General features: G+C 62.7%; 16 protein-coding genes. 12 read left to right on the top strand and 4 right to left on the bottom strand.

Features of this window, described 5'->3' with window-relative positions:
* Nucleotides 1-5 precede the first annotated feature (5 nt).
* The 6 genes from rpsK to GJ695_RS09305 all read left to right on the top strand — a co-directional run bounded on the left by rpsK (nt 6) and on the right by GJ695_RS09305 (nt 6,478).
* Nucleotides 6-410: a 30S ribosomal protein S11 gene (rpsK, locus tag GJ695_RS09330; RefSeq protein ID WP_072786827.1), complete on the top strand. Its 405-nt coding sequence runs from the start codon at nt 6-8 to the stop codon at nt 408-410.
* A 190-nt stretch (nt 411-600) separates the two neighbouring features.
* Entirely contained in the window at nt 601-1,224 is a 624-nt protein-coding gene (gene rpsD, locus GJ695_RS09325; RefSeq protein WP_110846397.1) for a 30S ribosomal protein S4, read from the top strand.
* A gap of 110 nt (nt 1,225-1,334) precedes the next feature.
* Complete coding sequence (locus tag GJ695_RS09320) at nt 1,335-2,312, top strand: DNA-directed RNA polymerase subunit alpha (RefSeq protein WP_154364082.1); 978 nt, start codon at nt 1,335-1,337, stop codon at nt 2,310-2,312.
* A 176-nt stretch (nt 2,313-2,488) separates the two neighbouring features.
* Nucleotides 2,489-2,884 carry a 50S ribosomal protein L17 gene (gene rplQ / locus GJ695_RS09315; RefSeq protein WP_072786830.1) on the top strand — a complete coding sequence of 132 codons (396 nt, stop codon included), beginning with the start codon at nt 2,489-2,491 and terminating at the stop codon, nt 2,882-2,884.
* A gap of 138 nt (nt 2,885-3,022) precedes the next feature.
* Entirely contained in the window at nt 3,023-5,188 is a 2,166-nt protein-coding gene (locus GJ695_RS09310) for a TonB-dependent siderophore receptor (protein WP_154364080.1), read from the top strand.
* Between the two features lie 51 nt (nt 5,189-5,239).
* Nucleotides 5,240-6,478, top strand: coding sequence for a PepSY-associated TM helix domain-containing protein (locus GJ695_RS09305; protein WP_154364078.1), 1,239 nt, complete (start codon nt 5,240-5,242; stop codon nt 6,476-6,478).
* A 50-nt stretch (nt 6,479-6,528) separates the two neighbouring features.
* Here the strand turns inward: GJ695_RS09305 and GJ695_RS09300 are convergent, their stop codons facing one another.
* Nucleotides 6,529-8,181 carry a M20/M25/M40 family metallo-hydrolase gene (locus GJ695_RS09300; RefSeq protein ID WP_154364076.1) on the bottom strand — a complete coding sequence of 551 codons (1,653 nt, stop codon included), beginning with the start codon at nt 8,179-8,181 and terminating at the stop codon, nt 6,529-6,531.
* A 134-nt stretch (nt 8,182-8,315) separates the two neighbouring features.
* Here GJ695_RS09300 and dsbD point away from each other — a divergent pair, with 134 nt between their 5' ends.
* The gene (gene dsbD / locus GJ695_RS09295; RefSeq protein WP_154364074.1) at nt 8,316-10,244 is read left to right on the top strand and encodes a protein-disulfide reductase DsbD; all 1,929 of its coding nucleotides are present in this window, start codon (nt 8,316-8,318) and stop codon (nt 10,242-10,244) included.
* On the opposite strand, the gene GJ695_RS09290 is transcribed toward dsbD, so the two are convergent.
* Nucleotides 10,245-10,778 (bottom strand): Spy/CpxP family protein refolding chaperone, encoded by a 534-nt coding sequence (locus tag GJ695_RS09290; RefSeq protein ID WP_154364072.1) that lies wholly within the window; start codon nt 10,776-10,778, stop codon nt 10,245-10,247.
* Between the two features lie 193 nt (nt 10,779-10,971).
* Between GJ695_RS09290 and GJ695_RS09285 the strand changes: the two genes are divergently transcribed.
* From GJ695_RS09285 to GJ695_RS09265, 5 genes are all read left to right on the top strand, one after another.
* On the top strand, nt 10,972-11,700 hold the full coding sequence (locus tag GJ695_RS09285; protein WP_154364070.1) for a response regulator: 729 nt from the start codon (nt 10,972-10,974) through the stop codon (nt 11,698-11,700).
* Entirely contained in the window at nt 11,697-13,052 is a 1,356-nt protein-coding gene (locus tag GJ695_RS09280; RefSeq protein WP_166455096.1) for an ATP-binding protein, read from the top strand. Before GJ695_RS09285 ends, GJ695_RS09280 begins: the two co-directional genes overlap by 4 nt.
* A gap of 126 nt (nt 13,053-13,178) precedes the next feature.
* Entirely contained in the window at nt 13,179-14,351 is a 1,173-nt protein-coding gene (locus tag GJ695_RS09275; RefSeq protein WP_154364068.1) for an efflux RND transporter periplasmic adaptor subunit, read from the top strand.
* A gap of 3 nt (nt 14,352-14,354) precedes the next feature.
* Nucleotides 14,355-17,504, top strand: a complete 3,150-nt coding sequence (locus GJ695_RS09270; protein ID WP_154364066.1) for an efflux RND transporter permease subunit — start codon at nt 14,355-14,357, stop codon at nt 17,502-17,504.
* A gap of 272 nt (nt 17,505-17,776) precedes the next feature.
* The gene (locus GJ695_RS09265; protein ID WP_154364064.1) at nt 17,777-18,688 is read left to right on the top strand and encodes a hypothetical protein; all 912 of its coding nucleotides are present in this window, start codon (nt 17,777-17,779) and stop codon (nt 18,686-18,688) included.
* Nucleotides 18,689-18,783: 95 nt separating this feature from the next.
* Here GJ695_RS09265 and hemB read toward each other — a convergent pair whose 3' ends face one another.
* Both hemB and yihA read right to left on the bottom strand, forming a co-directional pair.
* Nucleotides 18,784-19,791, bottom strand: coding sequence for a porphobilinogen synthase (gene hemB, locus GJ695_RS09260; protein WP_154364061.1), 1,008 nt, complete (start codon nt 19,789-19,791; stop codon nt 18,784-18,786).
* On the bottom strand, nt 19,784-20,491 hold the full coding sequence (gene yihA / locus GJ695_RS09255; protein WP_154364060.1) for a ribosome biogenesis GTP-binding protein YihA/YsxC: 708 nt from the start codon (nt 20,489-20,491) through the stop codon (nt 19,784-19,786). Before yihA ends, hemB begins: the two co-directional genes overlap by 8 nt.
* Nucleotides 20,492-20,643: the final 152 nt, after the last annotated feature.

The following is a 20,643-nucleotide window of genomic DNA, read 5'->3' as shown; positions in this document are numbered from 1 at the left end:
ATCACATGGCTAAGCAACAAAGCAGCGCAGCAGCAGCTCGCGTACGCAAGAAGGTCAAGAAGAACGTCGCTGAAGGTATCGCGCACGTTCACGCTTCCTTCAACAATACCATCATCACCATCACCGACCGTCAGGGCAACGCTCTGTCGTGGGCGACCTCCGGTGGTGCTGGCTTCAAGGGTTCGCGTAAATCGACCCCGTTCGCAGCGCAGGTTGCTGCTGAAGCCGCTGGTAAAGTCGCGATCGAATGCGGCGTGAAGAACCTGGAAGTGCGCATCAAGGGCCCAGGCCCAGGCCGTGAATCGGCTGTGCGCGCGCTGAACAACCTGGGCATCAAGATCACCGAGATCCAGGACGTGACGCCAGTGCCACACAACGGCTGCCGCCCTCCAAAGCGTCGTCGTATCTAATGGCGTAGCCGGCTTGCCGGCAATGCTGTTACACAATTCAGCTGGTGCAGGCAACCGGTAACGGTTATACTGCCCGGCTATTGTCGTCTGCCGCTTGCGGCGGACTTAAGCCACGTCTGGCTCACCCGCAGACCAGACTAGCGTTCAGCCCCGAGCGGTTGGAACGTCATTATTTAAAAAAGGAAATACCGTGGCACGTTATATCGGACCTAAAGCAAAACTGTCCCGCCGTGAAGGCACTGATCTGTTCCTGAAGAGCGCCCGTCGCTCGCTGGACAGCAAATGCAAACTGGATGTCAAACCAGGTCAGCACGGCGTCAAGTCGGGCGCCCGTACCTCGGACTACGGCAACCAGCTGCGCGAAAAACAAAAAGTCAAACGTATGTACGGCGTGCTGGAACGTCAGTTCCGTCGCTACTTCGCAGAAGCCGACCGCCGCAAAGGCAACACCGGCGAAACCCTGCTGAAGCTGCTGGAAGCCCGTCTGGACAACGTCGCCTACCGCATGGGCTTCGGCTCGACCCGCGCTGAAGCACGTCAGCTGGTCTCCCACAAAGCGTTCACCGTGAACGGCCAAGTGGTGAACATCGCTTCGTACTCGGTCAAAGTCGGCGACGTCGTTGCTGTGCGCGAAAAAGCCAAGAAACAAGTGCGTATCGTTGAAGCGCTGTCGCTGGCGGAACAAGTCGGCATGCCAGCCTGGGTGTCGGTTGATGCCAAGAAAATGGAAGGCACCTTCAAGTCCCTGCCAGAGCGTAACGAAATCGCCAACGACGTCAACGAATCGCTGATCGTCGAGCTGTACTCGCGTTAATCTGTCGTCTAAGTAGCACCAAAACCCGCCCGCTCCCTTGAGCGGGCGTTTTCACTAATGCCATCAGCCTTATCGGCTTAACGCGCCGAGGGTATTGAAAAGGACATTTCATGCAAAACACTTTGTTGAAACCACGTATTATCGATGTAGAAGCCCTGGGCGCCGGTCACGCCAAAGTCGTGATGGAGCCATTCGAGCGCGGCTACGGCCACACCCTGGGCAACGCGCTGCGTCGCGTGCTGCTGTCGTCGATGGTCGGCTACGCGCCAACCGAAGTGACGATCGCCGGCGTGGTGCACGAGTACTCGTCGCTGGACGGCGTGCAAGAAGACGTGGTTGACCTGTTGCTGAACCTGAAGGGCGTTGTGTTCAAAGTGCACAACCGTGACTCCGTCACCCTGACCCTGAAAAAAGAAGGCGAAGGCGCCGTGCTGGCATCGGACATCGATCTGCCGCACGACGTGGAACTGATCAACCCGGATCACGTGATCGCTCACCTGACCGCCGGCGGCAAGCTGGACATGCAGATCAAGGTCGAAAAAGGCCGTGGCTATGTGCCAGGTAACGTCCGTCGTCTGTCGGAAGACACCAACAAGACCATCGGCCGCATCATTCTGGACGCGTCGTTCTCGCCAGTGCGCCGTGTGTCGTACTTCGTGGAATCGGCCCGTGTGGAACAGCGTACCGACCTGGACAAGCTGATCATCAACATCGAAACCAACGGCGTGATTTCGCCGGAAGAAGCGATCCGTCAATCGGCCCGCGTGCTGGTCGATCAACTGAACGTGTTCGCCGCCCTGGAAGGCACCGAAGCGGCTGCGGAAGCGCCTTCGCGCGCACCGCTGGTCGATCCGATCCTGCTGCGTCCAGTCGACGACCTGGAACTGACCGTGCGTTCGGCCAACTGCCTGAAAGCCGAAAACATCTACTACATCGGCGACCTGATCCAGCGTTCGGAAAACGAGCTGCTGAAGACCCCGAATCTGGGCCGCAAGTCGCTGAACGAGATCAAGGAAGTCCTGGCTTCCCGCGGTCTGACCCTGGGCATGAAGCTGGAAAACTGGCCGCCTGCTGGTCTGGAAAAATAACAGTTTGGGTGACAGTGCTGGACATCGCTCCGCGATGTTCTGCCCTGTTACCAACTGATTAGCAGTTTGCAGTACCCGCCCGCTGCATGTTGTAGCGGGCGTATTCACTAAAACCGGTCCGCGCTCATGTGAGCGATCGAAGAACTCGGATTTAAACATCATCGAAAGGAAGTACCATGCGTCACCGTCACGGCCTCCGTAAACTGAACCGTACCTCGTCCCACCGTCTGGCAATGCTGCGCAACATGACCGTTTCCCTGCTGCGTCATGAAGCCATCAAAACCACGCTGCCAAAAGCTAAAGAGCTGCGTCGCGTTGTTGAGCCAATCCTGACCCTGGGCAAGACCGACACCCTGGCTAACAAGCGTCTGGCATTTGCCCGTCTGCGTGACCGCGAAATCGTAGGCAAACTGTTCTCGGAACTGGGCCCACGCTACGCTGCACGTAACGGCGGCTACCTGCGCATCCTGAAAATGGGTTTCCGCGTTGGCGACAACGCTCCAATGGCTTACGTTGAGCTGCTGGACCGTCCAGAAGTCACCGCTGTAGAAGACGCACCAACCGCTGAGTAATCAGCCGGTTGTACGCAGTACTGAAAAAGCCAGGCTTAGCCTGGCTTTTTTTTCGTCCTTTTACATCCCAAACGGTTGACATTGGAATGAGAATCGTTATCATTCGTGATTCGATAAAAATGTCAAAACGGGGAAGTGATGGATAAGCAATTCAAGATGAAGCGTCTGGCCGTACTGGTCGGTCTGGCCCTGCCGCTGCTGGCGCAAGCGCAAGCGGGGGGCGACGACGGCGCGGCCGTGATGCCGACCGTGCAGGTGTCGTCGCAAAAGCTCGGCGACACCTCATACACCGTCGGCAAGGCCAAGGGCGGCACGCCGCTGGACATGGCGCTGCGCGACACGCCGCAATCGGTCACCGTGGTAACCCAGCAGCGCATTGAAGACCAGGGCCTGCAAACCGTCACCGACGTCGTCAACAACGTGGTCGGCATTTCGGTCAACCAATACGAAACCAACCGCGCCGGCTTCACCGCGCGCGGCTTCGACGTCGACAACCTGCAGATCGACGGCGTGCCGACCACCTGGGAACAATCGTGGTCCTCGGGCGAAGTCGCCAGCAGCCTGGCCCTCTACGACCGCGTGGAGGTGGTGCGCGGCGCCACCGGCCTGATGACCGGCGCCGGCAATCCATCGGCCGCCATCAACCTGGTGCGCAAGCGCGCCACCTCGAAGGAACTGACCGGCTCGGCCGAGATCGGCGTCGGCAACTGGAGCGCCCGCCGCGCCCAGGTCGACGTCTCGACCGCGCTGAACCAGAGCGGCTCGGTGCGGGGGCGCGTGGTTGGTGAATACACCGACGCCGACAGCTGGGTCAGCCTGTTGAGCAACAAGAGCAAGACCATCTACGCCACCGTGGAAGCCGACCTGACGCCGGCCACCGTGCTGGACGTCGGCTTCAGCCGCCAGGAAAACGACGTCAAGGCGCCGATGTGGGGCGGCCTGTCGTACTGGTACACCAACGGCAACCTGACCAACTGGGACGTGTCCAAGACCGCGGCCGCCAGCTGGACCCGCTGGAACACCTCCTACAACAACGGTTTCGCCACCGTCCAGCACACGCTGGACAATGGCTGGAAACTGGACGCCAGCGTCACGCGCGGCGACCGCAAGGGAGATTCGCAGCTGCTGTACCTGTACGGCTATCCTGACGCCAGCACCGGCGCCGGCATGTTCCCGTTCGGCGGCGCCTACCTGACCCGCACCGAGCAGACCAACGCCAACCTGCAGGCCTCCGGTCCGTTCCAGCTGTTCGGCCGCAAGCATGAAGCGGCGTTCGGCTATATGTATTCCAAGGCCGAGTTCACGTCGGACCGCCGTCCGGAAGGCGCGCTGGCCGACACCGGCAACTACAACAACTGGAACGGCGCCACCTATCCGGAGCCGACCTGGGGCCCGGCCACCTTCTACGAGCAAAGCACGACCAGGCAGGACGCTGTGTACGGCGTGGCGCGCTTCTCGCTGGCCGATCCGCTGAAACTGATCGTCGGCGCGCGCGTGACCAACTACAAGAAAACCGGCCAGGTGGTCGGCAGCGACGCCTATGAAGTGAAGAACGATAACGAGCTCACGCCGTATGCCGGCCTGGTCTACGACATCAACAACACCTATTCGGCCTACGCCAGCTACACCAGCATCTTCCAGCCGCAGAACTACAAGGACTTCGGCGGCAAGACGCTGGACCCGGTGCGCGGCAAGGCGGCTGAGGCCGGCGTCAAGGGCGAGTTCCTCGATGGCCGCGTCAATGCGTCGCTGGCGGTGTTCCACATCAAGCAGGACAACCTGGCGCAGGAGGCCGGCACCGTGCGACACAACGGCGGCTTGCCTGAGGCCTACTATGTCGGCGTCGACGGCGCCACCAGCCGTGGCGTCGAGCTGGAGCTGAACGGCGAGCTGACGCGCGGCTGGAACGCCAGCGCCGGCTACAGCATCTTCCGCGCCAAGGATGCGGATGGCGCCGACTTCAACAGCATCTACCCGCGCAAGCTGTTCCGCGTGTTCACCACCTACAACCTGCCGGGCGAACTGAGCAAGCTGACCATCGGCGGCGGCGTCAACTACGAAGGCCGCACCTACACGGTCGATCCAGGCGCGCCGAACTTCGCGGTCAACCACGGCGTGATCAACCAGGACGGCTTCACCATGGTGAACCTGATGGCGCGCTATGACATCAGCAAAAACCTGTCGGCCCAGCTGAACGTCAACAACGTGACCGACAAGACCCACTTCGGCATGTTTGCCGCATACGGCGCGATCACCTACGCCGCACCGCGCACCACGTCGCTGAGCTTGAAATACAAGTTCTAATGCAGTCAGCCGGGGCCTGCGTGGCCCCGGTTTTTTATGAGGATGGCCATCATGCGAGGCTTCTGGACCCTGGTACACCGATATGCCGGCCTGCTTACTGCGGGCTTTTTGTTTATTAGCGGCTTCACCGGCGCCATCATTTCGTGGGATCACGAGCTGGATGACCTGCTCAATCCGCACCTGATGGAGGCCCACACGCCCGGCACGCCGCAACCGGCGCTGCTGCTGGCGCGGCAGGTGGAGGCGCGTTATCCGCAGATCCAGGTGTCGTTCATGCCGGTGCAGGTGGAGCAGGGCGAGGCGATCGCCTTTGGCGTCTCGCCGCGCGTCAATCCCGCGACGCAGAAACTTTACGAACCGGGCTTCAACCAGGTATTCGTCGACCCGGTCAGCGGCGCTGAATTGGGCAAGCGCGAATGGGGCGCGGTCTGGCCGATTACCAAGGAGACTTTTGTTTCCTTCCTTTATCGCCTGCATTACACGCTGCATATTCCCGAGATGTGGGGCATCGACCGTTGGGGATTATGGCTGATGGGCGGTATCGCCATGATCTGGGTGGTGGATAGTTTTGTTGGTTTCTATTTGACTTTGCCGCTGCGTCGGCAGAATGCCGCCAAATCGTGGGGCCAGCGCTGGAAACCAGCCTGGAAAGTCCGCTGGAAAGGCGGCAGCAATAAACTGAATTTCGATTTGCATCGCGCATTCAGTTTATGGACATGGGGCTTGCTGATTGTTTTGTCCTTCACCGCATTTTCTTTGAATCTTTACAGCGAAATATTTTATCCGGTGATGAGCAAAATATCGAAAGTCACGCCGACGCCATTTGATACGCGTCCGATTGCCGATATTCATAAACCATTTACGCCGACGGTCGAATATGCAACGGTAATTGAAACCGCTACCAAAGAAGCAGCAAAGCGCAATTGGTCGGAGCCGGTGGGCAGCGTCTTTTATACCAACGCATTTGATGTGTATGGCGTGAGTTTCTATAAACCTGGCGATGACCACGGCGCCGGCGGTGTCGGCCCGGCGTATTTATATTATGACGGCGCGGGGAAACTGCTCGGCGAGCGCCTGCCGTGGAAAGGGACGGCGGCGGATATCTTCGTGCAGGCGCAATTCCCGCTGCACTCCGGCCGCATTCTTGGCCTGCCGGGCCGCATCCTGATTTCCTTCATGGGGATCGTGGTGGCGATGCTGAGTGTGACCGGCGTCATCATCTGGTGGCGCAAACGCGTGTCCCGCGCTGTCACCGCAGTGCGCCGCGCCGGCGATCTGATCGAGGCCTGATCCTTGATCGTGCCGAAAATTGGCACGATCAAGTCAATTTTCGGCGTGAACTACTTCAATCGGCGGTCGCCGGCGGCCTTGAATTCGGAGCCGGCATTCCACGTCGGCGTGGCGCCTTGGGCGATATCCAGGCCCACCTGGAACAGCAGCTGGATATCCTGCACGCCGCCGCTGAAGTCCCAGTCGCCATGGAAGCTGTCGGTAACCTGATGGTAGTCGTGGGTGAAATAATTATTCACGACCTCCGTTGCGTAATTGTCCGGTTTATTCAAATAGCCGCTGCGCGCCTTGGTATATAAAACCGGGACGCCGGCACGCGCAAATTCCAGTTGGTCGGCGCGGTAGAAACTGCCAAGTTCCGGACGCGAGTCATTTTCCATCCGGCGCCCCTGGCCTTGGGCATATTTCTCCAGCAGCCCATCGATGCTGGAATGTCCGGAGGTAACGTTCTCAATATGCGCCGTTTTGCCCCAGGCATTAATGCCGTCGATATTAATATTGGTGACCGTGTTTTTCAGCGGGTAGAGCGGATGCGCTGCGTAATATTTCGCACCCAGCAGGCCGCGTTCTTCCGCAGTCGTGGCGATAAACAGGATGGAACGCTTTGGCGCTTTCGGCAGCGCTTTATAGGCTTTGGCTAATTCCAGTAATGCCGCCACGCCTGAAGCGTTATCCAGCGCGCCATAATAGATCTTGCCCGTCTGTGCATCCATGCCCAAATGATCCCAGTGCGCGCTGTAAATGACGTATTCATTCTTGAGCTTTGGATCGCTGCCTTCGATTTTCGCCACCACATTATTCGAATTTACCGTGCGGGAGATATTCCCGATCCTGAAATCAGCCGTGCCTTTCAAACTGACCGGGCGGAACTCCCTGGTTAATGCCTGCTTTTTCAGCGTATCGAAATCGTAGCCGGCGGCGGCCATCATGGCCTTGGCTTTATCCAGCTGGATCCAGCCCGGCACCGTCGGCGCGTCCGGATCGTCGCCTTCGCGCAGCAGGCTGAACTGCTCCGCATTGCCGCCGCTGCGCACCACGTCCCACGGATAGGCGGCCGGCCTGGTTTCGTGAATGATGATGGCCGCCGCCGCGCCCAGCCTGGCGGCGATTTCGTATTTGTAGGTCCAGCGGCCGTAGTAGGTCATGGCCTTGCCCTTGAACATGGCCGGGTCGAGCTGGTCCGGATGGGCCGGATCGGGGATGGCCGGATCGTTAATCAGCATCAAAATGGTTTTGCCGCGCACGTCGACGCCCTTGTAGTCGTCCCAGCCGTATTCCGGCGCCTGCACGCCGTAGCCGACAAACACGATTTCCGAATTGTTGACGTTGACGACGTCCGGCTGACTGGATGAATGGGCAACATAATCGTCCGGAAAGCCCAGCGCGACTTTCTGGCCTGCTATGGTGTAGCTGAAGCTGGGCGTCGGTTTCTGGCCGCGCATCGGCACCGCCTGCACCCAGCTGCCGTCCGGATTGCCGGGTTTCAGGCCGAGTTTCTTGAATTCCTGCTGGATGTAGGCCACGCTTTTTGCCTCGCCGGCGGTGCCGGGCGCGCGGCCTTCGAAGTCGTCGGAAGCCAGCGTTTTGATGTGGGCCAGCAGATCCTGCGCGGAGATGGCGTTCAGCGCCTTGGCCGGCGCTTCAGCGCAGGCGGGCGCGGCCAAGGCCAGCGCGGCGAATAGCAGGGGACGTAGTGCGGACATGGGACAGCTCCAAACGGAAAGGGAAAATCGAGTTTCGCATAAAACAATGTTTTAAGGCCGCGTTCAGGCGGGAAAAACCCAAGCGGTGTACTATGCTGTTGCTCCAATGAACAGTGCCCCTGAGAGAAGATTTTATGTCCCGTTTCGTCCGTTTTATGGCGCCGCTGCTGGCGCTGATCGCGCTGCTGCTGCAGCCTGCCCGCGCTGAGGATTTCCTCGATCCGTCGGAGGCGTTCAAGTTTTCCGCGCGCATGGTCGATGGGCATACCATCGCGGTGACGTTCCAGATCGCCGACGGCTATTACATGTACCGCGAGCGCTTCAAGTTCAGCGCCACCGGCGCCAAGCTGGGGGCGCCGCAAATCCCGCCGGGCAAGGTGCACTATGACGAGACCTTCGCCAAGGACGTGGAGACCTACCGCAAGGCGGTGACGATCACGATTCCGGTGGAGGTGAACGGCGCGTTCACGCTGCAGGCGGGCGGCCAGGGCTGCTCGGAAAAAGGCCTGTGCTATGCGCCGCAGGATTACAAGGCAACGCTGACCGGCAGCGGCTCGGTGCCGGTGCCTGCCGCGCCGGCTACCGCGACGCCGGCCGTGGCCGCAGCGCCTGCCGCTGCACCGGCCACGCCAGCTGCCAGCGCCGCGCCAGCCGCCGCATCCGCCGCCGCGCAAGCCGCTGTCGGCGAGGGCAAGCCGGCCGCAGTCAGCCCCGGCGTCAAGATCTACACCATACCGAAGCCAACCGCCACCGACATCGCACCGCCGGCGCCGCCGGTGGCCGCGCCGGTCGCACCGCCAGTCAGCGAATCCGGCCGCCTGGAAGCCGCGCTGAAGAGCGGCAAGCTGATGGTCATCCTGCCGTTGTTCGCCTTGCTGGGCCTGGGCCTGTCCTTTACGCCATGCGTGCTGCCGATGGTGCCTATCCTGTCCTCGATCATCGTCGGCGAAGGCGAGAACACCAGCCGCAGCCGTGGCCTGATCCTGTCGGTGACCTATGCGCTGGGCATGGCGCTGGTCTACACCGCGCTGGGCGTGGCGGCCGGCCTGGCTGGCGAAGGCCTGGCCAGCGCGCTGCAGAATCCGTGGGTGCTGGGCGCGTTCGCGCTGCTGATGGCCTTGCTGTCGCTGTCGATGTTCGGCTTCTACGAACTGCAAGTGCCGGCCGCGCTGCAAAGCAAGTTGAGCACCGTGTCCAACCGCCAGTCGTCCGGCAAGCTGGCCGGCGTGTTCGTCATGGGCGCCATTTCCGCCTTGATCGTCGGCCCCTGCGTGGCCGCGCCGCTGGCCGCCGCGCTGGTCTACATCAGCCAGTCGCGCGACATTGTCATTGGCGGCAGCGCGCTGTTCGCCATGGCGGTCGGCATGAGCGTGCCGCTGATCCTGGTCGGCGTCTCGGCCGGCACGCTGCTGCCGAAGGCCGGCGTGTGGATGGATTCGGTCAAACGCTTCTTCGGCGTGCTGATGCTGGCGGTGGGCTGGTGGCTGGTGTCGCCGGTGCTGCCGGGCGCGGTGCAGATGATGGGCTGGGCCGCGCTGCTGGTCGGCTACGGCATGTATCTGCTGCTGAACCGCGGCCAATGGGTCGCGAAATCGGTCGGCGTGATCGCCGCCGTGCTGGGCGTGATGCAGCTGGTGGGCGTGGTCAGCGGCGGTCGCGATCCGCTGGCGCCGCTGGCGCACCTGACCGGCCAGGCGCATGAAACGCCGCTGGCCTTCCAGCGCGTGAAGACGGTGCAGCAACTGGACGCCATCCTGGCCCAGACCGGCGGCAAAACCGCCATCCTGGACTTCTACGCCGACTGGTGCGTGTCCTGCAAGGAGATGGAGAAACTGACCTTCGTCGATCCCGCCGTGCGCGCCAAACTGGCCAACACCGTGCTGCTGCAAGTGGACGTCACCGCCAACGACGACGACGACAAGGCCATGCTGAAGCGCTTCGGCCTGTTCGGCCCGCCGGGCATCATCCTGTTCGACAAGCAGGGCAGGGAAGTCCCGAATGCGCGCGTGATCGGCTTCCAGGATGCGGCGAAGTTCACCGCATCCCTGTCCGCCTTGAACTGATCAGCCTTTACGTTGGCCGCCCCAGCCTTCGTGCTGGTCGCCGCCTTCATGGCCCCAGCCGCGATGACCGTGGTGGCCCCAGTGACCACGGCGGCCGCGCTCGCCACCCAGGCCGTGTTCGTCAAACAGCGTTTGCTGCGCCGGATTCAGCTGGCCGTAGAAGGCGCTGACGGCTTTCACGCGGGTCTCCAGGAAAGCCTCGCGCTTCTTGGTCATGTCCAGCGCCAGGGTCAGGCGTTCCGGCGCGGTCAGCTTGTTGAACGGCTTGTGTTCCGGACGCTTGCCGTCGAATGCCGGCGGCTTGATCGCGGCCTGGTAGTTGGCCCACGCCGATTCCTGTTGCGCGGTCAGCTTCAGCAGGTCGTGCAGGCGCGCCTGGCGCTTGGCGTACATATCGGCCATCTTGGCCTGCATCTGCTCCTTGCTTGGATGGGCGTCGTGCTGCTTCGGCGCCGGTTTGGCTTCCTGGGCCTGCGCTGCGGCCATGCCCAGTACGGTGAAACCGATCAGTATGCTTTTGCGTAAGATGTTCATGGTCGTTCCTTCATTTTTAAGAGTTAAACAATCGCGGTTGTTTCCGCGCTTGTGACCATATTGGCGGCCGAAGGTTGCCCTTACGTTTCTCTGCCCGAAGTTTTTGTATCCAGATGTTTCCCCTGCAAGTAGCTCCTACCGCCTTATACAAGACGATACAATTGCTGCATCGCCTAGCATGGATAATGAGCGCATGGAACCGACATCTACTATTTTGATCGTTGACGACGATCGCGACATCCGCACCCTGCTGGCGGACTACCTGGAATCCAATGGCTACCGTGCACTGTGCGCCCCCGACGGCACCGCCATGTGGAAGCTGCTGGACGAAGGCCGTCCGGAACTGGTCGTGCTCGACCTCAACCTGCCGGGCGACGACGGCCTGACCCTGTGCCGCAAGCTGCGCGCGCATTCGACGCTGCCGGTCATCATGCTGACCGCACGCAACGAGCCGCTGGACCGCATCCTGGGCCTGGAGATGGGCGCCGACGACTATCTGCCGAAACCGTTCGAGCCGCGCGAGCTGCTGGCGCGCATCCGCAGCGTCCTGCGCCGCAGCAACGCCATGCCGGCCAGCAGCGGCGCCGACAAGGCGCAGCAGATGAAATTCTCGGGCTGGACGCTGGACCTGACCGCGCGCCACCTGCTCAATCCGGACGGCATCGTCATCATGCTGTCGGGCGCCGAGTTCCGCCTGCTGAAAGTGTTCCTGGAACACCCGAACCGCGTGCTCAACCGCGACCAGCTGCTGAACCTGACCCAGGGCCGCGACGCCGACCCGTTCGACCGCTCGATCGACATCCAGATCAGCCGCCTGCGCCAGAAGCTCGGCGAAGACGCGCGCATGCCGCAAATCATCAAGACTGTGCGTAACGGCGGCTATGTGCTGGCCGGCCAGGTCACCGTGGAGCCGACAGCGTGAGAGCATTCCTCGGTTCCATGACGGGACGCGTGTTCCTGGTGCTGCTGCTGGGGATCGTCGCCTCGGCGGCGCTGACCCAGTGGCTGGCGGTCAACGAACGCACGCGCGCGCTGGAGCGCTACCGCGACTTCCACGCGCTGGAACGGGCCGAGCAACTGATCACCACCGCCGACGTCATGCCCGACAGCGCCCGTCCGACCTTCCTGGTGGCGGCCGCGCGCGGCACCGTGCGGCTGGAAATGAGCGACCTGCCGCAAGCGCAGACGTTGCCGCCGACCGAATTCTCGACGTCGCTGCAACAGCGCCTCGGCGAGCGTTACAAGCTGGGCCCACTGTCCGAGCATCCGAGCGCCTGCGACCAGCCGCGCCAGACCACCAGCCTGTTCGCCTCCAGCCAGTGGAAGGGCACGTGCGAAACCATGAACGTGCAGCTGCACGACGGCCAGATCCTGAAGCTGACGGTGCTGCCGCCGCGCGCGCCGCCGGCCTCGACCAACAGCGAGCTGCTGTCGCTGCTGCCGTTCCTGCTGAGTATTGCCTTCCTGGCCTACCTGGTGGCGCGCATGACCATCGACCCGCTGAAGCGCCTGGCGCAAGCCGCCAAGGATCTCGGCAACGACATCAACCACCCGCCGGTGGTGCTGAGCGGCGCCTCGGAAATCCGCCAGGCCAGCGCCGCCTTCAACGCCATGCAGGCGCGCATCCGCCAGCACATCACCCAGCGCACGCAGATGCTGGCCGCTATCACCCACGACCTGCAGACGCCGCTGACGCGCCTGCGCCTGCGCCTGGAAAAGGTCGGCGACGCCGAGCTGCAGCAGCGCCTGATCGACGACCTGTCGGCCATGCAGCAGATGGTCAAGGAGGGCCTGGACCTGGCGCGCAGCATGGACTCCAGCGAGAACATGCAGGCGCTCGATCTGGACGCGCTGCTCGACAGCGTCTGCAGCGACGCCTCCGACGTCGGCCAGCAGGTCGAGCTGCGCGGCCGCGCCGCCATGGCGCTGATGGGCCGGCCGCTGGCGATCCGCCGCTGCCTGGTCAACCTGATCGACAACGCGGTCAAGTACGGCCACTATGCGCACGTCAAGGTCGAGCGGCTGGCCGGTTCGGCCCGCATCAGCATCCGCGACGGCGGTCCGGGCATCGCGCCGGACCAGATGGCGCGCGTGTTCGAACCGTTCTACCGCATCGAAACCTCGCGCTCGCGCGAGTCCGGCGGCACGGGTCTGGGACTGACCATTGCCCGCAACATCGCCGAGCAGCACGGCGCCAATGTCACGCTGGCCAACCACAAGGACGGCGGGCTGGAGGTGACGCTGGTGGTGCCGGAATACTACGTCGGCAGCTAACCAACACTCCGCAGAAAAAAGCGTCCTGCGGTAATACTGGTGCAGTTTTTCTGGTAGATACTATGCGACAATATTCCGCCCTTATGCACGGCGGCAATATTTTTCGATGGCAAAATTATTATTAAAATGAAAAAATCTTCCTTAGCATTTCTGGCCGGCGCCATCGTTGTCGTGGGTGGCGGCGTGTGGACCATGACCCATCACGGCGGCGAGCCGGCCGGCGGCAGCAAATTGAACGGCAACGGCCCGCAAGGCCCGACCACGGTCAGCGTCATCGCGCCGGAGCGCCAGGACGTGCCGGTGGTGCTGGAAGCCAACGGCACCGTGACCCCGATCAGCACCGTGGACCTGCATCCGCAGACCACCAGCACCATCGCCAAGGTGCACATCAAGGAAGGGCAGTTCGTCAAATCCGGCGAGTTGATGTTCACGCTCGACGACCGTACCGAGCGCGCCAACATCGACAAGGCCCAGGCCCAGGTCGAGCGCGACCGCGCCGCGCTGGCCGACTACGAGCGCCAGTACAAGCGCTCGATGGACCTGCTGGCGCAGAAATTCATCGCCCAGGGCGCCGTCGATACGCTCAAGAGCCAGGTCGATTCCGCCCGCGCCGTGCTGCAGGCCGACATCGCCGCCGTGCGCGGCGCCAACGTCGACGCCAGCTACACCGCCATTCGCGCGCCGATGACCGGCCGCGTCGGCGCCATCAACGTCTATCCGGGCAGCCTGGTGCAGATGACCACGCTGCTGACCTCGGTCACCCAGCTGGACCCGATCACGGTCGCCTTCACCTTGCCGGAAACCTCGCTGGCCGGCCTGATGGCGGCCCAGCGCGAAGGCGCGGTGCCGGTGCAGGTGACGCTGGATAACTCGACCCTGGCCGTCAACGGCAAGCTCAGCTTCATCGACAACACGGTCGATCCGGTGGCCGGCGTGATCCGCGTCAAGGCCCAGTTCGACAACAGGGACACCGCGCTGTGGCCGGGCCAGTACGTCAACACCAAGCTGATCTCGCACGTGCTGAAAGACGCGACGGTGATCCCGCAAAACGCTATCATTAGCAACACCCGCGGCACCTTCATCTACGCCGTGGACAAGGACCAATCCGCCAAGGTGGTCAACATCAAGCGCCTGTACGCCTTTGGCGAAAACGCCGCCGTCTCCGGTTTGAGCGGCGATGAACAAGTGATTGTCGACGGCAAGCAAAACCTGCGGCCGGGCGGCAAGGTGCGCGTCGCCTCGGCGTCGGCCGACAAGCCGGCCGATGGCAAGGTTGATGGTTCCAAGCAGAAAGGCTAAGCGATGAACCTTTCAGAGTTGTGCATACGCCGTCCGGTGATGGTGGTGCTGCTGTCGGCCACCCTGATCCTGGCCGGCGTGCTGTCGTATTTCTACATCCCGGTGGCCGCGCTGCCGAGCTACAACACGCCGGTGATCAACGTGTCGGCCGACCTGCCGGGCGCCTCGCCGGACACCATGGCGTCCTCGGTCGCGCTGCCGCTGGAGAAACAGTTCTCCACCATCGCCGGCCTGTCCCTGATCACCTCCACCAACACGCTGGGCAATTCCTCGCTGACCCTGGAGTTCGATCCGAGCATCAACGTCAACGAAGCGGCGGTCGACGTGCAGGCGGCGCTGCTGCGCGCGCAACGCCAGCTGCCGATCGAGATGACCGACCTGCCGTCCTACCGCAAGGTCAACCCGGCCGACGCGCCGGTGCTGTTCATGACCATGAACTCGCCGTCGCTGACCCTGTCCGAGCTGAACGACTACGCCGAAAACCTGATCGCGCCATCGCTGTCCACGCTGCCCGGCGTGGCGCAGGTGTCGGTCAACGGCCAGAAGCGCTTTGCCGTGCGCGTGCGCGCCAAGTCCGACCTGATGAACGCGCGCAACCTGACGCTCGATGAGCTGCAACAGGCGATCAAGTCCGCCAACGCCAACACCCCGCTCGGCATCCTCGACGGCCCGAGCCAGACGCTGACCATCACCGGCAACGCCCAGCTGATGAAAGCCGCCGACTACGCCGAGCTGATCATCGCCCAGCGCAACGGCCAGCCGGTGCGCCTGAAGGACGTGGCCGACGTGCAGGACAGCTTCCAGTCGACCAAGGCCGCCGGCAGCTACAACGGCGAGCGCTCGATCGTGCTGCTGGTGCAGCGCCAGCCGGACGCCAACACGGTGCAGGTGGTGGACGGCGTGCGCCGCCTGCTGCCGCAGTTCAAGGCCCAGCTGCCGGCCTCGATCAACATCAACCTGGTCAACGACCGCTCGGTGTCGATCCGCGAAGCGATCCACGACGTCAACCTGACGCTGCTGCTGACCATCGGCCTGGTGGTGATGGTGATCTTCCTGTTCCTGCGGCGCGCCGCCGCCACCTTCATCCCGGCGATCACCATGCCGATTTCGCTGCTGGGCGCGCTGGCGCTGCTGTACGCCTTCGGCTACTCGCTGGACAACGTTTCGCTGCTCGGCATTACGCTGGCGGTCGGCCTGGTGGTCGATGACGCCATCGTGGTGCTGGAAAACATCGTCCGCCACATCGAGATGGGCAAGCGGCCGCTGGAAGCGTCGCTGATCGGCGCCAAGGAGATGGGCTTCACCATCATCTCGATTTCGGTGTCGCTGGTGGCGGTGTTCATTCCGATCTTCTTCATGCCGGGCGTGATCGGCCTGATGTTCCACGAATTCGCCGTGGTCGTCGCGCTGTCGGTGCTGGTGTCGGCGGCGGTGTCGCTGATGCTGGTGCCGATGCTGGCCAGCCGTTTGCTGCCGGCCGACGCCATCGACCCGGAGCACGACCAGGGCAACTTCATCGGCCGCTGGTTTGAAGCCGGTTTCGGCGCGCTGCGCGACTTCTACGCGCGCACGCTGGACGTGGCCCTGCATCACCGCTACATCGTGCTGGTGGCCGCGCTGGGCACCTTCGCGCTGACCGCCGTGCTGTACGTCACCACGCCGAAGGGCTTCTTCCCCGAGGAAGACCTGGGCCAGATCCGCGTCAACACCGAGGCGTCGGAAGACATCTCGTCGTCGTCGCTGATGGAATTGCAGGACAAGGTCGCCGCCGTCATCAAGGCCGACCCGAACGTGCAGGACGTCACCTCCTTCGTCGGCGGCGGCAACACCGGCCGCATGTTCCTGGTGCTCAAGCCGCGCGGCGAACGCAAGCGCATGCCGGAAGTGCTCGACAGCCTGCGCAAATCGACCAAGCAGGTGCCGGGCATCGCCGTCTACCTGAGCCCGGTGCAGAACTTGCAGCTGGGCGGACGCCAGTCGAAATCGCGCTACCAGTACACGCTGCAATCGGTCAGCCCGGGCGCGCTGAACGAGTGGGCCGACAAATACATGGACCGCATGCGCGCCGACTCCGACTTCCGCGACGTCACCAGCGATTCGCAGAACAAGGGCCTGCAAGCCTCGCTGAAGATCGACCGCGACAAGGCCAACAACCTCGGCGTGGCGATCGGCGACATCCGCACCGCGCTCTACCTGGCCTTCGGTGAGCGCCAGGTGTCGACCATCTATTCGCCGGCCGCCAGCTACTACGTGATCCTGGAAGCGGCCGACGCCGACCGCCAGTTCGACAATGCGCTGACCAAGATCTCGGTGCGCAACAAGACCGGCCAGCTGGTGCAGCTGTCCAGCTTTGCCACGGTGGAACGCACCATCGGCCCGACCGCCGTCAACCACCAGGGCCAGTTGCAGGCGATCACGCTGTCGTTCAACCTGGCGCCGGACGTGCCGCTGGGCGTGGCCACCGCCAAGATCGACGCCTGGGGCGCCGACATGCGATTGCCGCCGTCGATCATCACCAACTACGGCGGCGACGCGGCCGTGTTCCAGAGTTCGCAGGGCAGCCAGCTGATCCTGATCATCGCGGCGCTGGGCGTCATCTACGTGCTGCTGGGCGTGCTGTACGAGAGCTACATCCACCCGCTGACGATTCTGGCCGGCCTGCCGTCGGCGGCGGTCGGCGCGCTGATCACGTTGCGCCTGTTCAACCTCGACCTGACCATGATCGCCATCATCGGCATCCTGATGCTGATCGGTATCGTCAAGAAGAACGCCATCATGATGATCGACTTCGCGCTGCACGCGCAGCGCAACGAGGGGCTGGCGCCGGACGTGGCGATCCGCCAGGCCTGTATCCTGCGCTTCCGTCCGATCATGATGACCACCATGGCGGCGCTGATGGGCGCGCTGCCGATCGCGCTGGGCCTGGGCGCCGGCGCCGAGCTGCGCCAGCCGCTGGGCCTGGCCGTGGTGGGCGGCCTGATCTTCTCGCAGGTGATCACGCTGTACATCACCCCGGTGATCTACCTGTTCCTCGACAAGTACAGCGGCACCGGTCCGATGAACGACGAGGAAATCGCCGCCGACGCCGCCATCGCCCCGGTGGAGCGCGAAGCGGTGCACGCCGTGCCGCTGAAGGCTGTGAACAAGCATTAAGTCCACAACCTTACGCATCCGTAATATGTCGGCGCGGTGTTGGATGGCCAACACTGCGCCACGGCTGCGGCGGCTAAAATGGCTGGGGAAAGCTCGAAAATCATGTCACTTTGCAAAGCAATTGATACACACGGTAACACCCGTCAAGAGCCGAAACTTGTAAAGTAGACAGTCTGGTGCCGTGCATGGCATTTGGAGCGGTTCCCAAAAGAGCGGGACTCTGGCACTATGGCCCCATTTTGACGACTTCTGCGTTCCACAAGGTTTGTATCTTGCACCACGACTCCCATATCCTCTCCGCGCATTCGGAATACTGCGAGACTTGCGGCCAACGCCTGCCGTCGGCCCAGGACGACTTTGCCACGTGGGACCGCAAGTCCAAGAACAACCGCATCGGCATCGGTATTTCGATCGCGCTGCACCTGTTGGGCGTGCTGTACTACCTGTTCGCGCCGTCGCCCAAGCAGACCCATTCGGCGCCGCCGAAGGGCGGGCACATGGTCTACATCCAGCCGCTGCCTGAGAAGGTCACGCCGAAGCCGATCACCAAGCCCAATCCAACGCCGTCCAAGCCGTCGTCCAAGCCGCCGCCGCCGCGCAAGCAGGTGGTGACCAAGGAGACGCCGGCCGCCGTCAAGCCGAAGCTGGAAACCTATGTGCCGCCGGTGCAGGCCACCATGACGCCGCCGCCTGAAGCGGACATGTCGGAAATGATCGCCAAGCGCCGCGCGGCGCGGGAAGCGCTGAATCCGCCGGCGCCGCCAGCGCCACCGGCCGAGACCGAAGCCGAACGCGCCAACCGCATCGCCAAGGCCAACATCGCCCGTGCCAACGGCGCCGGCCAGACCAGCGGCGCCGACCGCGACGACACCGGCGGCGTGTTCCAGGTCGACAAGAGCTTCCACAGCGCCGAAGTGAAGTTCCGTGGCTGGAACACCAACTTCAAGCGCAACTGGCTGCAGCAGATTCACGTCGAGCAGGGGGCGGAGCAGGATATCGAGACGGCGGTGGTCAAGGAAATGATCAAGATCATCCGCAAGGAGAAGCAGGGCGACTTCCAGTGGGAATCGCGGCGCCTGGGCAAGGTGGTCAACCTGAGCGCGCGCAAGGAAGACGAGAAGGAACTGACGGCCTTCCTGCTGAAAGAGATGTTCCCCGAATACACACGCGGGGCAGGCCGCTAAAACTCCGGGGTCAGGTCCCCCATTTCTACACGAGCTCTGCCGTGACCATGGCCACGGCAGAGCTCGTGTAGAAATGGGGGACCTGACCCCGGTTTTTATTTGGCGTTGAGCTTGCGCGCCACGTCCAGCGCGAAGTAGGTCAGCACGCCGTCGGCGCCGGCCCGCTTGAAGGCCAGGATCGATTCCATCATCACCTTGTCGTGATCCAGCCAGCCGTTTTGCGCAGCGGCTTTCAGCATCGCGTATTCACCGCTGACCTGGTAGGCGAAGGTCGGCACCTTGAACTCTTCCTTCACGCGGCGCACGATGTCCAGGTACGGCATGCCCGGCTTGACCATCACCATGTCGGCGCCTTCGGCCAGGTCCAGGCCCACTTCGCGCAGGGCTTCGTCGCTGTTGGCCGGGTCCATCTGGTACTGGTTCTTGTCGCCCTTGCCGAGGTTGGCAGCCGAGCCGACCGCGTCGCGGAACGGGCCGTAGAAGGCCGACGCGTACTTGGCCGAATACGCCATGATGCGCGTGTGGATGTGGCCAGCGGCCTCCAGCGCCTCGCGGATCGCGCCGATGCGGCCGTCCATCATGTCCGACGGCGCCACCACGTCCACACCGGCTTCCGCATGGCACAGCGCCTGGCGGATCAGCATGTCGGTGGTGATGTCGTTGATGACGTAGCCGTTGTCGTCGATCAGGCCGTCCTGGCCGTGGCTGGTGTACGGATCGAGCGCGACGTCGGTCAGGATGCCCAGCTCGGGGAAGGCCTGTTTCAGCGCCCGCACCGCGCGCGGCACCAGGCCGTCCGGATTGGTGGCCTCGACGCCGTCTTCGGTTTTCTTGGCTGCGTCGATCACCGGGAACAGCGCCAGCACCGGAATGCCCAGCGCTACGCATTCTTCCGCCACCTTCAGCAGCAGGTCGACCGAGACGCGCTCGACGCCCGGCATCGACGCCACCGGCTCGCGCTGGTGCGTGCCTTCGAGGATGAACACCGGGTAGATCAGGTCGGCCGGGGTGACCAGGTTTTCGCGCATCAGCGCGCGCGAGAAGGGATCGCGGCGCATGCGGCGCATGCGGATCGCGGGAAATTGGGCTGCAGCTTTACTCATTGCTATCGCTTCCTGAATCTGAGGTGGGTTCCGCGTCTTCCGTCAGCCCGGCCAACGCCAGGATCTTGTCGTTGGCTTCGTCGATGCCGATACGGTTCTGCGCCGAGAACAACTGGACGGTGAAGGGGAAGCCTTCGCCATCTTCATCAACGTAGCTGTCGAGCTTGGCCTTGGCCTGGCGCAGCACGTTGATCGAGTCGTTACGGTTTAGTTTATCAACTTTCGTCAAAATGCAATGAATAGGCTTGCCGGTGGGGGCAAACCACTCCAGCATCTGCACGTCCAGCTCGGTGAACGGACGCCGCGAATCCATGATCAGGATCAGTGCGGCCAGCTGGTCGCGGCGCTGCACATAGTCGCCCAGCAGGCGCTGCCAGTGCAGCTTGGCCGATCCCGATACTTCCGCATAGCCGTAGCCCGGCAAGTCGACCAGCAGCGCTTCGATCTCCTCGACAATGGTCGGATCCTTGCGGTGCTGCGCCACGTGGGCGCCGCCGATGGAGAAATAATTGATGTGCTGGGTACGTCCCGGCGTCTTGGACGCGAAGGCCAAGCCTTTCTGATTGCACAAAATGTTGATGGCGGTCGATTTACCGGCATTGGAGCGACCCGCAAAAGCGATCTCCGGCACCTGGGTGTCGGGGAGGTCGCGTAATTGGTTAACGGTCGTAAAGAAGCGGGCTTGCCAGAGTTTGGACATTGGGGATTGGGGAAAAAGCAACAGGTTAAAGCAGGGAATTTTTTAAGCTATTGTACAATGAGTGGTTACCAAGTGCTCCATGGCACGTTCCAGTGCATCGGTGGGCACTTCAGGTTCGACAACTTTTTAGACTCCTCTAAGGGTGCTTGAAT

The organism is Duganella alba (genome assembly GCF_009674495.1).
In the GTDB taxonomy this organism is placed as follows: Bacteria; Pseudomonadota; Gammaproteobacteria; order Burkholderiales; family Burkholderiaceae_D; genus Rugamonas; species Rugamonas alba.
This window is presented reverse-complemented; position numbering and strand designations above follow the sequence as displayed.